The following is a 13656-nucleotide window of genomic DNA, read 5'->3' as shown; positions in this document are numbered from 1 at the left end:
CTTTTTTAAAAAAAAGTAGCATAAATTCTCGTTTTTTTTAAGAATACGTAATATTCTAAAAATGTTAAATTATATTAAAAATTAAATGTTTTTTTATGTTAACTTTGTCAAAGTTTAATAAATCTTTTAAATTTTAAACTTATAGAGCGATACATAAATAAGATTGTAAATTATATAATAAATAATACTAGTGGAGTCTAAAATTTGGCTGTCATCTCCCCACATGGGAGGAGGAGAAATGAAATATATTCAAGAGGCGTTTGAACATAATTGGGTAGCGCCATTGGGGAAAAATGTAGATGAGTTTGAGATTGCTATAGAAAATTTTATTGGAGATAATAAATATGTAGGAGCTCTTAGTTCTGGTACGGCAGCTTTGCATTTGGCATTGGTTCAATTAGGTGTTGGTATTGATGATGAGGTCATTTGTCAGTCTTTTACATTTTCGGCATCTGCAAATCCTATCAAATATCTTGGTGCGAATCCTGTTTTTGTCGATTCTGATGAAACCAATTGGAACATGTCTCCAATATATTTGGAACAAGCCATTCAGGATAGAATTAAGAAAGGTAAAACGCCGAAGGCAGTAATTGTTGTCCATCTTTATGGAATGCCGGCATTGATGGATGAGATCACGGTAATTTGTAATAGATATGAGATCCCATTGGTTGAGGATAGTGCAGAATCTTTAGGCTCTAGCTACAAGGGCAAGATGTGTGGTACTTTTGGAGAGTTTGCTATTTTGTCTTTCAATGGAAATAAGATCATCACTACATCTGGAGGAGGGGCGTTGGTGGCCAGCACGAAAGAACAAAAGAACAAAACTATTTTCTTGTCAACACAGGCAAGAGACAATGCCCCGCATTATCAACATTCCGAGATAGGATATAACTACAGACTTAGCAATATTTCCGCAGGTATTGGTAGAGGGCAGATGGGAGTTTTGCAGGAGAGGGTCAATCAGAGAAGGGCTAATCATGAATTTTATAAAGAACTATTTTCTGATATAGAAGCCGTAACCGTTTTCTCGGAAGCTAATTCGGATTTCTATTCTAATCACTGGCTTACCAGTATTACCTTAAATAAAGATTTTACAACGAAGACCAATCATGATCTAATGAATGCCTTTGCTGAAAAGAATATAGAAACACGCCCATTGTGGAAACCCATGCATCTTCAGCCAGTTTTTAAAGATTGCCCGTATTACGGAGAAAAAATTGCTGAGGATTTGTTTGACAGAGGATTATGTTTACCTTCTGGTTCTAACCTTACGACTGATGATAAAAAAAGAATAAAAGATGTAATAAATAATTTTCAATTTTAAAATAACTTACCAAACAGAATGGAAAAGGTCAAAGATCTTAAAAAATTTTCGCTTAATGACAATGTATTAGATCTCATAGATCTAAAGTTTTTGCCAAGATGGGTTATTTTATTTATTGATATATTAATTATCCTCGCTTCTCTCTTTATCTCCCATCTTTTGATCATGGGATTGGAGGTAAAGCATTATCGAGCCTTTCCTTTGCGGTATGTGTTTTTGTTTATTTTATCAACCAATGTTTTGTATATGTATATATTCAAAACATATTTGGGGGTTATAAGACACTCCACTTTTGTTGATCTTTTCAAATTGTTCTTTGCGAATCTCTGCTGTGTCCTAACTATAGTAATTGTAAATTATACCTACTATTTCAGTTCCAACGAAAAAGCGATACTTATACCTTTTCTAGGGTTTTATTTTGCCCTTTCTTCTGTTTTTCTCTTTGTTTTCAGACTTTGTGTGAAAGGTTTTTTTAATGTGATCAAAGAAAATAAAAGGAGTGCTAGTAGAAAAAAAATCTATATTTTGGGAGATGATGATACATCTGTAGCCATCGCCCAGGTAATTCTTTCTAACCCTAACTTACCTTTTGATATCAAAGGTTTTATATCCTATAATGATAGAAGGGTAAGTATAAAGCTGCTGGATAGAAACATTGTCACGAAAGCTAATTTCATCAATAACCTCAATGCAGGTAAAAAAGAAGTGGATGGTGTATTGGTCATCAAGGAGGCATTGCAGAAAGAGGAACTGGATTTTTGGGTGAACATACTTCTAGAAAATAATATTAAAATTTACAAAGCTCCAAGTTTACAAAAACTCCGGGGAAAAGAAACGATCAATCAGATCAAGACGATACAGATAGAAGACCTTTTGAACAGAAAACAAATTAAACTGGACAATGTAGAGGTTAAAAGAAGACATTTTCAAAAGACTGTTTTAGTGACAGGGGGGGGCAGGGTCCATTGGTAGGGAGATTGTAAGACAAGTTGCTTTGCTGGAACCAATGCAGATCATAATCTTGGATCAGTCCGAAACTCCCCTTTATGATACGGAATTGGAGATGAAAGAGACATACCCTCATATCAATTTCAAATTTATTTTAGCAGATATATCTAATATTACCCGCTTGGAACCTTTGTTCAGCAAGTATAATTTTTCCATGGTCTATCATGCTGCGGCATACAAGCATGTTCCTTTGGTGGAGGACAATCCACATGAGGCAGTACTTGTGAATGTATTAGGCACAAAAAATCTGGCGTTACTTTCCCATAAGTATAAAGTGAACCGTTTTGTAATGGTTTCAACAGATAAAGCGGTTAATCCTACAAATGTGATGGGAGCCTCTAAAAGAGTTGCTGAACTTTTCGTGCAATCATTACAAAATTTGGGAGGGAACACTACCAAATTCATTACAACCCGCTTCGGAAATGTTTTAGGGTCTAATGGTTCTGTAATACCACATTTCCGAAGACAGATAGAAAAAGGAGGTCCCGTAACCATTACGCATCCTGATATCGTAAGATATTTTATGACCATAGCTGAAGCATGTGAATTGGTATTGAATGCCGGAACAATGGGGTCTGGTGGTGAGATCTATGTTTTCGACATGGGAGATCCGGTGAAAATATTGGAATTGGCAAAAAGAATGATAAAATTATCAGGTTTTGAACCGGATATTGATATAAAGATTATTTATACAGGATTAAGACCTGGAGAAAAACTATACGAAGAACTTTTAAGTGATAATGCCCGCACGTTACCAACTTCTCATGAAAAGATCATGATATCTAAAGATCCGTCAATGTTTTTTGAAGAGATCGATGAACTGACAGAACTTTTGATCGAATTTTCAAAAAAAGAAGAGAAGCAAGAAATCGTAAGAGTATTAAAATCCATTGTAAAGGAATTTAAAAGCAATAATTCTATCTACGAATCGTTAGATAAATAAGAATCCCTATATTTGCAAACCTTCAATTTAAGAAATTATATATGAGAAGAGCTTTATCCATAATTTTTATGGCTTCGTTGTTTTGTGTGATATTTTCTTGTAAAACGAAACAAGATATTGATTACATGAAAAATATAGAACAGACAGCTATCAACGCATCTGTTCAAAATTCAACATTTACCATACAACCAGGGGATCAATTGATGATATCGATATCTGCTAAGGATAATGATGTTGTAAAGCCATTTAATCAGAATTATTCTTCAAGTGATGTATCGCAATTTTCACAATCGAGTACAAATTTGCCGGTTCAAGGACAGTCGTCAGTTAATGGACCTTCTTATATTGTAGATTCTAAGGGAGATATACAATATCCAATTCTAGGAGAACTTAACACCAGTGGTAAAACTATAGAGCAATTTCGTGAGATTTTAAAAGAAAGATTAAAACAATACATCAAAGAACCCATAGTAAATGTAAGAAATACTAATTTTAAAGTTACTGTTCTAGGTGAAGTTACTAAATCGGGAACTTATCTTATCCCAGATGGCCAGTCGATGAATCTGTGGAGCGTGTTGGGTATGGCTGGTGATCTTACCATATATGGGCAAAGAAAAAATGTTTTAATTGTCAGAAATATAGATGGCGTTACAAGTAAGGAGTATATTGATCTAACAGATGCAGAATTTATCAATTCACCTTATTATTATGTGAAGCAAAATGATGTTATATATGTTTCTCCTAATGATACTAGAAAAAACTCATCTTCATATGGACCTCAAGCTGGTGTATTTATTGCAATTGCATCGGTTGTCGTAGGACTTTTGGCTCTTATATTTAGATAAGGTCATTTTATTTCGGGATGGAACAGCAAATTAATCATAAATCAACAATTGATTTACTGACCCTTATTAAGCCTTACATTTCTAAATGGTATTGGTTTGTTTTGGGTGCAATTATCTTTTTGATTTTAGGTTTGATTTATATAAAAATGTCTGTTCCTGTCTATAGTATAAAAAGTGCGGTTCTTATAAAAGATGCCAAGAAATCAATAGATGTTGGTGAAGGGAATTTAGGGGTTCTAGAGGGACTATCCGGTTTCGGAGGGATGAGTACTAATAGCATAGAGAATGAGCTGGAAATTTTTAAATCCAAAAAACTGATTCGTGATATTGTAATTTCTAAAAATTTGCAAACAAAGGTCTTTGTTGAGTCTGGATTTAAAAAAATAGAACTTTTCGGAGATACATGTCCTGTTAACATTGTCATAGTTAATGAGAAGAAGAACAAGAAATTTCCTGAGAAACCATTTGAAATTTCAAAAGACAAGAATAATTGGCTTTTAGAATCAGAGGAATTTGGCTACAATCAAAAAATAGTTTTCAATAAACTTATTAGTCTGCCATTTGCTAATATAATTATCACTCCTAATCAATATTTTGATAAAGAAAAATTAGATTTAAATATAAATAAGCTTCAGGTCAATTTCAATACGACAGAATCTGCGACTTCCCAAATTCAAAATTCTGTTGAAATAGATCTGGCAAATAAAGATGCCACAGTTATCGATATTTTTATCAACTCGGCTCAAACAGATAAGGCCAAGACTATTATTGAGGCTTTGATTGCTGCGTATAACAGAGATGCTATTCTTGATAAAAATACAGAATCTCAAAAAACCAAGGAATTTATTGACGAGAGGATTTCCAAAATTTCTACAGAACTTGATAACGTTGAAACGGAAAAAGAAGATTTCAAAACAAGCAATGGAATTACAGATATTTTTACAGAAACCAAAATAAATCTCGAAACGGCAGCAGAAACTAAGAAAAAGGAATTAGAACTTAACGGACAGTTGGAATTAACTGATGATTTGATATCCTATCTCCAGAAACAAAATAATTTTCAAGCCCTTCCTTCTAATATAGGGCTGAATAATAACGAGTCTAATAATGCGATTTCCAACTATAATAAAATGATTCTGGAAAGAAATCGTTTGTTGGAAACAGCGACTGCTCAGAATCCTCTTGTTGTCGACATTACTAAACAGATCAATGTTTTGAGAAAAGCAGTGGAGGAAACTTTGCAGAAAGGAAAAGTAGGATTACAACTTGCTCTAGGAGAATATTTAAACGAACAGGATAAACTAAAATCAAGAATTATACAGGTCCCTAAACAAGAAAAACTTTTTAGAAATCTGGAGAGAAAACAACAGATCAAGGAGAATCTTTATCTGCTATTACTACAGAAAAGGGAAGAAGTAGCGATTTCTTTGGCTGTTGTTGCGCCAAAAGCAAGATTGGTAGAGCCTGTTTTTGTTTCTGATCAGCCTGTATCTCCAAAAAAAATAGTTGTTTTGTTAGCTAGTCTAGTAATTGGATTATTAGTGCCATTTGGAGTGATTTATTTAAAGGAATTATTAAATACTAAAATTATTGATAAAGATCACCTTAAAGAACTTTCAACAATTCCGGTGATTGGCGAAATCCCTTCTATTAAGAAAAATGTAGATCACCTTATAAAACATAATGATTTTTCACCATTAGCCGAGTCGTTTCGAATTCTGATTACAAATATGAATTTTATGTTGGATACGAATAAAAAGTCTAAGGTTGTGTTTGTAACATCTTCTGTAAAAGGGGAAGGGAAAACCTTTGTTTCCATGAATCTGGCACTCACTCTGGCAACATTCAATAAGGTGGTCATTATTGGTGCAGATATAAGAAACCCACAGTTGCAAAGGTATAGCGAAAATAGTAAATCAAAAAAAGGATTAACTGAGTTTTTATATGACCAATCTATTTCTATAGAGGATGTATTATTTAAAAACCCTGTAGATGAGAGATGTGATATCATATATTCAGGAAGTATACCTCCCAACCCTACCGAATTATTGAAAAATGGGAGGTTTTCTCTTTTATTAGAAGAACTCAGAGAAAAATATGAGTATATCATAGTAGATACTGCACCATTACTATTAGTTACCGATACATTGATAATTACGAAAAATGCAGATCTTAATCTATATGTTACAAGATCCAATTACACGGAAAAATCATTGATAGAATTTGCTAATGATACGGTAGGAGCTAGGAAAATAGATAATGTAGCATTCGTGCTTAATGATTTGAGTAATCAGAATTTTGGCTATGGTAATAAATATGGCTATGGCTATAATAAATAAGTCTTTTTAAATGAATAACGTTACGACAAAAGAGGAGGAAATTAATTTAAGAGAAATTCTAAAACCATATTTTAAGAAATGGTATTGGTTTTTTGCAAGTGTTTTTATAATGATTGTTTTAGCAATTATATATATAAAAACCACTACACCCATTTATAAAGTTGAATCATCTGTACTTATAAAAGATGCTAAAAAAATGTCATCCGCGTCTGGAGATTTCGGGGTATTGTCTGGTCTTGGAGGTTTTTCAGGAATGGGAACAAATAGTATCGAAAATGAGCTCGAGATTTTTAAATCAAAAAAAATTATAGAGGATGTTGCTAGTAAACTTAAGATTCAGACCTCTATTTTTTCCAGAGAAAAATTTTATGATCTGGAGCTTTACAAAGACTCTAGTCCGTATAATATTTATGTTGTTAATGAAAAGGAGTTTGAGGAATTTCCTCAAAAACCTATCGATTTAAAAATTCAAGGTGACAAGATAACACTTTCTTCAAAAGAACTGAAAAATGATATTGTTGGATCTTTTAATAAAACTATTAGTTTACCCTTTGCTAATATTATTATTACAAAGAATCCTGATTTTAATAAAAAGAAGGTCAGAGAGTTATATTTAAATAATTTTTATTTTACTTTCTTAAGTTTGGAAGATTTAGTCAGTGATTTACAAGAAAGTATTGCTGTAAATCTTTTAGATAAAGATGCGACAATAATTGGTCTATCTATTGAACATGAAAATAGAGACAAGGCAAAAGATATCTTGAATGGCATTACTGATATTTATAATGAATATGCTCTTTTAGATAAAAATACAGAATCCAAGAAGACTAAAGATTTTATTGATGAGAGAATTGTTATCATTTCCAAAGAATTGGGAGATGTAGAGACGGAAAGACAAAATTTTAAAGTAGAACATAAAATTGTAGATTTACCCTCGGAAGCAAGACTTAATTTGCAATTGACAACAGAAGCAGAAAAGAGGGAGTTAGAACTAGATACCCAACTTGAACTTACAAATGTTCTTGTAAATTATATCAACTCACCAAGTAATAGTTATCAAGTTATACCTACAAATATTGGAATAGATAGCCCCTCTGCAACATCCAATATTTCTGCTTATAATAAGTTGATACTTGATAGGAATAGGCTATTAGAGAATGCTACCCCAAACAACCCTTTGGTAGTTGAAATTACAAAAGATATTAATGCGTTGAAAGATGCTCTCAAGGAAAGTCTTTATAAAAATATAACGACACTCCAATTATCAAGAAGAGATATTTCCAAATATGGTAATGAAAAAAATGACAAGATTCAGCAAATTCCTTATCAAGAAAAACTATTCAGAAATATAGAGAGACAGCAGCAAATTAAAGAAAACCTATATCTTTTGTTGCTTCAAAAAAGAGAAGAGGCAGCTATTTCTATGGCAATAACTGGAGAAAAGGCAAGGGTCGTTGACCATGCTTTTGTAGACAAAAAACCTGTGGCACCAAAGAAATTGATAGGTCTAGTCGTTGCGCTTTTTGTAGGATTGATAATTCCTGGTCTGATTATATATTTAAAAGAACTTTTTAACAATAATATCATAACAAAACATGATTTGGAAAGGCTTACTAAAGTAACCGTATTGGCAGAAATACCTCGTATCTCTAAAAATGACGATCATCTTATCAGAATCAATGATGTTTCTCCATTAGCTGAATCTTTTAGGATTTTGGTTACAAATCTAAAATTTATTCTACCTAAAAAAGATTCAGCAAAAATTGTTTTTGTAACCTCCACTGTGAAAGGGGAGGGAAAAACCTTTGTGTCCGTTAATCTATCTTTAGCTCTTTCATCACCTAAAAGTAAAGTACTTGTAATAGGATCTGATATAAGAAACCCACAATTACAACGATATAACACAGCTATGAAAGGATCCAAAGGTCTTGCAGAGTTTTTGCATAGTGATGTGGAAAATGTAAAAGAGATAATACATCCGAGCGGTTTTATTAATAATTGTGATTTTATTTATTCAGGAAGTATTCCACCAAACCCTGCGGATCTTTTACAAAATGGTCGTTATGAAGAATTAATTGAATTGGTAAAGAATGATTACCAGTATATTATCTTAGACACAGCACCATTAATGCTTGTGACGGATTCGCTTCTTATTTCTCACGTTGCAGACGCAACATTGTATGTTACAAGGTCTGAAGTTACAGAAAAAGGATTTATAGATTTTGCTAATAAAAATATAAAAGCCAAAAAAATTAAAAATGTAGCCTTCGTTCTTAATGATATCCATAAGACTAATTTCGGATATGGAAATAAATATGGTTACGGTTATCATGCCGAAGAGAAGAAATGGTGGCAAATTTTCAAGTAATTTTTATTATATTATTATTGAAATATGCAAGCTAAGGAAGGCAAACTGGTCAGTTTAAAGCTAAATTTTATATTTAATATATTAAGGGTGTCATCGACAGCCCTTATTACCCTCTTTACAATGCCTTATCTCAATAGGACTTTGGGTGCGGAAAATATTGGTAAAGTAGAATATATTTATACAGTCATTAATTATTTTGTGCTTTTTTCTTCTTTAGGGATTCCAATGTATGGTATTAGAGAGACTTCAAAGGTAAGGCATGATTCCAAAAAATTATATACTTTAGTTTTCGAACTTTTGGTGATTCTAGGTGTTACGACTCTGATCTCTTACCTTATTATTTTTGGAATCATTATTCAAATTAATAATTTTAACCCTTATAAAAACTTAATTTGCATTCTTTCATTTATGGTTTTATTAAACAATATCGGTGCAGAATGGTATTTTCAAGGAACTGAGAATCAGAAATTTATCACGTTAAGAAATTTGGTGATAAGATTGATTATTGTAATACTAATATTTACAATAATCACATCAACAATGGATTATGAGAAATATTCTATTTTACTAGTAATAATGTTTTTTGGGGCCAATATTATTAATTTTTCTATCCTAATTTATCATATTCTAAAAAATAAAATAAATTGGAAATCATTGAACCTTAAAAGACACTACAAACCTATCCTCACTATTTTTATTGCTACTATTTCTGTGAATATTTATGTGCAATTGGATAAGTTTTTAATAGGAAATATTTCAGGAGACAAGGATGTAGCATATTATACTTTATCTAATAACCTTTTAAGATTTGTTATTCTTTTTCTGACGGCGTTAGGTTCTGTTATGCTTCCGAGATTGTCATATCTATATGTAAATGACAAGGAACAGTATATAGAATTCCTGAAGAAAATTTTTAATGTTCTTCTAATAATTTCGATTCCATTTTCTATATTTTTCTTGATTTTTGCTGAGAATATTATAATTTTAATGGGGGGTAGAGAGTTTGCACCTGCTATACTTTCACTAAAGATTTTGTCACCACTTTGCATCCTGTTTAGTATCGCTTATTTTTTTGGATTTATGGTCTTATATCCTCAAGGTGAAGAGAGGATATATTCTGTTGCGACAGCGGCCACAGCACTACTAAGTATTGGACTTAATATTTATGCCATAAAAAATTATAAAATCTATGGTGCTTCTGTGGTTGCTTTAATTTCAGAATCCCTTTTAATATTGTTTATGTGTTTCCTCATGAAGAAAGTGATGCCTTATAGTACCATTTTTAACAAAAATTCAACAAAAATTATTTTAATCAACTTAATAATTTTTATAGTTTTGTCCATTCTTGTCGCTATCTTCACAATTGGTTTTATCGAGTGGTTTATTTTTATGATAGTTACAGTAGTTATATATCTTATATTACTTTACATTTTTGGTGAAGAGACTATCACTGAGCTTATATCAATTTTGAAAACAAAATTTTAATATAAAATATAATCGAAACTCAAAAAGTACCTTATTTTAAATATTCGTTGGGAAAAAGTTGTAAATAATGAATCTGATTTATAAGAAAATGAAAGTTCGGAGGAATGATTCCATTGTGTTTTTTGCAATTGGAATTACTTTCTGTGCTATTATCGCTTTTTTCAAAGAATCCATTTTTCCTGAAAAATATTTTTTCGATTCTTTAACTTTACAATATGCCATAGAACATCCAGTAAGAGAGAGACTAGACCCATCCTTTAGTAATACAGCTAAATTCTATAGAATATTTCATATTGATAAGTATGTTGTAGCACCACTATTAGCCCTAATAGCTTATTTTTTTGTAATCTTTAAGCTATTTAAAAACTATTCCATTAAAGGTATTTCTTTTTTTGCATATATACTAATTATAATGTACAGTGCAATAGCTATGGTATATTTAGCTACCTTTAGCAAAGACTTGCTTCTTTTTCTAATAATAGTTGTACCTTTTGTCTACTTTGAAAAAAGGTTTTTGATTTTTTGGTCCTTTTTCGTAATCGTATATGCCTATTTTTTCAGAAACTATTGGTTCATCACTATTGCTTTGTTTTGGTTTATGAAATTATTTATAATTAATAAACCGAAGAGGCTTATTTTTTTCATCCCGCTATTTTATTTAGCTGTAAATTTTGTATATAATTATGTTTTTGGAGTCCCTATATCAATGATTCGAGAAATTGCCAATATAGATAGAGATTTAGATTCTGGACAGACAGTGATTAAGACATTCATACAAGGTGATAATGTTCTTGCAATTACACTAAATAACATTGTCACTTTATTGTTTTTAGTTATTCCGATTCCATTATTATTACTTGGAAGACCATTCTATGTTATCCTAACCTTTATTATTACAATTTTCTTCTATAATTTTCTGAAGTTTTATTTTAAAGAGCATAAACTAAAAGAATATGAAAATGTTTTTTCTTTTGTAATTTCCTTCATGATTGTACAAAGTCTTTTTGAACCAGATTATGGAAGTTTTGTAAGACATCTATCGCCTTTATATCCATTTATCTTTTTGTGCATTGCAAAAAATACCAAGTGGAAACAAAACATTTAATTATATGAAAAATAAAGATTTTATTAGAACTGAATTTCTTATTTTCATATTAAGTTTCATAACTTTAAAATATAGTGGTCAAAGGTCAATTCAGGAAAATTGTTTTTCAATGATTTGGAATCAAGGTATTACTAAAAAGTCTTGGGTATATCTAGATCAGGACCAGCGTAAGGTTTACAAAAAAAATTCTGACATTACAGAGGGGGACTTATTAAAAATGCCGAAAAATTATTGGGATGCAACGTACACAGACAGTGCTACCAATCAAAAATTTGGTACAAAAGAAAAAAGAAATGCATCTTTTAAATTAGTAACGGCAGGTTATAAATTGGGAGATCAAAATAAAAGCTTTGGATTTGATTTTAAAGTTCTTAATAATAAGAAAAAATTAGATGAACCCTATATTTTTAGGATAACAAACAATGCCCGTAATGAAAGATTTAAAACTTTGGGAACCCTTCGTGAGGTAGGCTTTGTATTTGAAAATTGGCCTCAGTATTGGATAGAAAACAAGGTGTGGACTGGAGGAGCACACTCTTTTTCAAATAATTACCAAGTTGAAAAATTAGATGAGATTGTTGTAAGGTTTAAATTTCGTCTCGTTGATTATTCTGGATCTCTGTCACAATATAGTGGCCAGATTAAACAAAAATGGTTAGGAAGCTATGTTACCTGTGATTTCAGATTCTCGGAATTTGATGAAAACGGAAACACGGTTCATGGTTATTTACTTGGTGTTCTTTTCTCAAATCCTTTAAACGTAGATTATAATGAAAATCCAGATGATGGTGTTTTGTGGGGGGAAACCGATGATACTAAAAAATTAACAAGACTGTTAATACATGGAAACAAAAACGGAATCAAAGAAGTTAATACAATATCAGACGAATTTCAAACTGTTGAAATAGATTTTAAACCTTTGATTGATAAATATTTGAAAATTAATAAAAACCACAAGAATATCATTGTCGGACTTGATATTTATAGTAATACGAGGAGTACAGATTTAACTTACGATATTCAAGATATACAAGTAATAGGATGTAATAAAAAATAATTTTAGTACTTATTTTTTTAATAAATATAAAACACAATTTCATGAAAGCCCTCATAGTATCTTTTTCTGTAAATGGCGTATTGGGAGATAATCTTCGTCTGATAACCAATCATATTATTGATGCGGGACAGAATCTTTCAGTGTTGACCAATACTGGGACAGGTTTAGTTTCAAATCCAAATATGGACGTTTTAGCAGTATCATTTGATAGAAATAATCCTACAGATTTTATAAATCCAGTATCGTATTTTAAAATATTAAAGTTTATAAAGAAAAATAAATTTGATTCTGTACTTTTTTTAAGCTTTCATCCAGCTAATCTTTTTATAAGCAAATTGATTCCGGCAGAAAAAGCAATTTTTTATGTTCATGATCATGATCCACATAGTGGATTTTCAAAATTTGATTATATATTCCTGAAACCACAGTATAGTTATATTTATAATGGTAAGGTTACATTGTTGGCTTCTTCCAATTTCATGAAAAAAGAGATTCTGAAGAAACACAATAATTTGAATCCTGATAAAATAAGAGTTATTTATCTTGGGTTGCTGGAAAATCTTATTTTTCCACATGAGGATAGTATTGAAGAAGACATTGATGTTCTTTTTTTTGGTCGTATAGAGTATTATAAAGCTTTAGACGTATTGATAGATTCATACAGATCAAATAAACAGACCTATTCTTGTGTGATCATAGGAAAAGGAAATTTAAAGGATGTTTTCGGGATTGAAAAATTACCAAATGGGGTGACGCATATCAATGATTATGTTCCCGATGAAGAACTTGCGAGATACATACAAAGAGCAAAACTTGTGGTAATGCCCTATAGAGATGCTACTGGTACACTCGTGATACAGACTGCCTTCTATTATGGTAAACCAATCGTCGCAACCAATACAGGATGCTTTCCTGAATATATGACGGACGGTATAGATGGAATCATTGTTCCTATAGAAAATCCTTCAGAACTTAATAAAGCGATAAATAAACTTCTTGCAGACAGAACACTTCGGAAAAGAATGGGATTGAATGGTAAAAAGAAAGTAGAAGAAATATTTTCTAATAAAAGTATTACAGCGGAATATATTGCTGCTTTAAAATCAGTATAATTGCAGCATGGTTTTTTTTAAATTTTTTTATCGCCTTAACACAATAATAAGCATTCTATTCTATAAGCTA

8 protein-coding genes and 1 pseudogene are annotated in these 13656 nt (G+C 31.3%); all 9 read left to right on the top strand.

Annotated features, from left to right (window positions below; genetic code table 11):
• The first annotated feature begins 190 nt into the window (after positions 1-190).
• The 9 genes and pseudogenes from K319_RS0119430 to K319_RS21245 all read left to right on the top strand — a co-directional run bounded on the left by K319_RS0119430 (position 191) and on the right by K319_RS21245 (position 13586).
• A complete protein-coding gene (locus tag K319_RS0119430; RefSeq protein WP_027385129.1) occupies positions 191-1324 on the top strand; it encodes a DegT/DnrJ/EryC1/StrS family aminotransferase in 1134 nt (377 codons plus the stop codon).
• An 18-nt stretch (positions 1325-1342) separates the two neighbouring features.
• Positions 1343-3275: pseudogene (locus tag K319_RS20825) on the top strand (polysaccharide biosynthesis protein).
• A gap of 41 nt (positions 3276-3316) precedes the next feature.
• Entirely contained in the window at positions 3317-4120 is an 804-nt protein-coding gene (locus K319_RS0119420; RefSeq protein WP_027385128.1) for a polysaccharide biosynthesis/export family protein, read from the top strand.
• A 17-nt stretch (positions 4121-4137) separates the two neighbouring features.
• Complete coding sequence (locus tag K319_RS20820; protein ID WP_051230805.1) at positions 4138-6459, top strand: GumC family protein; 2322 nt, start codon at positions 4138-4140, stop codon at positions 6457-6459.
• Between the two features lie 10 nt (positions 6460-6469).
• Positions 6470-8827 (top strand): GumC family protein, encoded by a 2358-nt coding sequence (locus K319_RS0119410; protein ID WP_027385127.1) that lies wholly within the window; start codon positions 6470-6472, stop codon positions 8825-8827.
• 24 nt (positions 8828-8851) lie between these two features.
• The gene (locus tag K319_RS0119405) at positions 8852-10312 is read left to right on the top strand and encodes a flippase (RefSeq protein ID WP_027385126.1); all 1461 of its coding nucleotides are present in this window, start codon (positions 8852-8854) and stop codon (positions 10310-10312) included.
• A 67-nt stretch (positions 10313-10379) separates the two neighbouring features.
• On the top strand, positions 10380-11417 hold the full coding sequence (locus K319_RS0119400) for a hypothetical protein (protein WP_027385125.1): 1038 nt from the start codon (positions 10380-10382) through the stop codon (positions 11415-11417).
• 4 nt (positions 11418-11421) lie between these two features.
• A complete protein-coding gene (locus K319_RS0119395) occupies positions 11422-12474 on the top strand; it encodes a hypothetical protein (protein ID WP_156907144.1) in 1053 nt (350 codons plus the stop codon).
• 41 nt (positions 12475-12515) lie between these two features.
• Positions 12516-13586, top strand: a complete 1071-nt coding sequence (locus K319_RS21245; RefSeq protein WP_027385123.1) for a glycosyltransferase family 4 protein — start codon at positions 12516-12518, stop codon at positions 13584-13586.
• Positions 13587-13656: the final 70 nt, after the last annotated feature.

Origin of the sequence: Epilithonimonas caeni DSM 17710 (genome assembly GCF_000426465.1) — a bacterium.
Lineage (GTDB): Bacteria > Bacteroidota > Bacteroidia > Flavobacteriales > Weeksellaceae > Epilithonimonas > Epilithonimonas caeni.
The sequence above is the reverse complement of the archived record's forward strand: the minus strand, read 5'-3'. Positions and strand labels throughout refer to the sequence as shown.

Bases quoted from the DNA above. Each gene is read 5' to 3' on its own strand.
- K319_RS0119395 (WP_156907144.1), top strand. From the start codon at position 11,422: ATGAAAAATAAAGATTTTATTAGAACTGAATTTCTTATTTTCATATTA.
- K319_RS0119400 (WP_027385125.1), top strand. From the start codon at position 10,380: ATGAATCTGATTTATAAGAAAATGAAAGTTCGGAGGAATGATTCCATT.
- K319_RS0119405 (WP_027385126.1), top strand. From the start codon at position 8,852: ATGCAAGCTAAGGAAGGCAAACTGGTCAGTTTAAAGCTAAATTTTATA.
- K319_RS20820 (WP_051230805.1), top strand. From the start codon at position 4,138: ATGGAACAGCAAATTAATCATAAATCAACAATTGATTTACTGACCCTT.
- K319_RS21245 (WP_027385123.1), top strand. From the start codon at position 12,516: ATGAAAGCCCTCATAGTATCTTTTTCTGTAAATGGCGTATTGGGAGAT.
- K319_RS0119410 (WP_027385127.1), top strand. From the start codon at position 6,470: ATGAATAACGTTACGACAAAAGAGGAGGAAATTAATTTAAGAGAAATT.
- K319_RS0119420 (WP_027385128.1), top strand. From the start codon at position 3,317: ATGAGAAGAGCTTTATCCATAATTTTTATGGCTTCGTTGTTTTGTGTG.